The organism is Paratractidigestivibacter sp. (assembly GCF_052362415.1).
Lineage (GTDB): Bacteria > Actinomycetota > Coriobacteriia > Coriobacteriales > Atopobiaceae > Paratractidigestivibacter.
The window spans coordinates 1-1,120 of the sequence record NZ_DAWEMK010000198.1; the positions used below are offsets into that span (position 1 = coordinate 1).

At 70.6% G+C, this 1,120-nt stretch carries 2 protein-coding genes; both read right to left on the minus strand.

All coding sequences use genetic code 11. From position 1 onward, the window contains the following. Positions 1-16: 16 nt before the first annotated feature. The gene (locus ACT84W_RS10870) at positions 17-616 is read right to left on the minus strand and encodes a histidine phosphatase family protein (protein ID WP_444329234.1); all 600 of its coding nucleotides are present in this window, start codon (positions 614-616) and stop codon (positions 17-19) included. 92 nt (positions 617-708) lie between these two features. Then, positions 709-1,120 (minus strand): methionine adenosyltransferase domain-containing protein (locus ACT84W_RS10875; RefSeq protein ID WP_444329235.1); only part of this gene is annotated, 412 nt, incomplete at its 5' end.

Here is a 1,120-nt window from a genome sequence, read left to right on the forward strand (position 1 = left end):
CTGCATGCAATGACTGTCACCCAGTGATGGCGGCGGGGTCGTGGAGGCCGCAGAAGGTGAAGCGGCGGGCCTCCTCGTCGAAGTCGAAGACCATGACGGCGCAGTTGGGGAGGCGCTTGGGGTACTCGGCTCCCGCGGGCAGGGTCGCGCGGATGAGCTGCCGGGAAGCGCTCCCGTGCGAGACGGCGAGCAGCGTCCGCACCCCAGGCTCGCCGATGTCGGCCGCGAGCGCCGCGACCATGCGCTCGGCGAGCGCGCGGCTCCCCTCCCCGCCGAAGGGCACGAGCGCCTCGCCCGGGTCCCAAACGTCGCAGGGCAGGGCATCGTGCAGGCCCTTCTCGAAGCTCCCGTAGGCGCGCTCGATGATGCCCGGCTCAGGCCGCACCTCGCCAACGAAGCTCAGCTCAGAGGCCACGATCCGTGCCGTCCGCATCGCGCGGCCCAAAGGCGACGAGACGATCGCGTCGGGCTCGACCCCGTGCGCCGCGAGCCATGCCGCGGCCGTGTGCGCCTGCTGCTCGCCGAGCTCGGTCAACGGCGAGTCGCAGCGGCCTTGGACCAGCTTGCGGACGTTGAACTCGGTTTGTCCATGACGGAGAAGATACAGGCGCTTCAAGGGTGGGGGGTCCTTTCCAAGAGACAATAGGGCCCGGCGTTGCGGCCGGGCCCCGGAACGGGTCGCGATAGATTATGCGCCGAACTTCTCGCCTATGCGCCGAGCTCCGCCACGGCGGCGCGAAGCTCGTCGACACGGTCGCGGCGCTCCCAGGTGAACTCGGGGAGCTCGCGCCCGAAGTGGCCGTACGCCGCGGTCTTCTCGTAAATCGGGCGGCGCAGGTCGAGGTCGCGGATAATCGCGCCCGGGCGCAGGTCGAACACGCGCTCGACGGCGGCCTCGATCACGGAGTCGTCGACCGAGCCGGTGCCGAAGGTGTCCACCATCACGGACAGCGGGTGAGAAACGCCGATCGCGTAGGCGAGCTCGATCTCGCACTTGTGCGCGAGGCCCGCGGCGACGATGTTCTTGGCCACCCAGCGCGCGGCGTAGGCCGCCGAGCGGTCGACCTTCGTGCAGTCCTTGCCGGAGAACGCGCCGCCGCCGTGGCGGCCCATGCCGCCG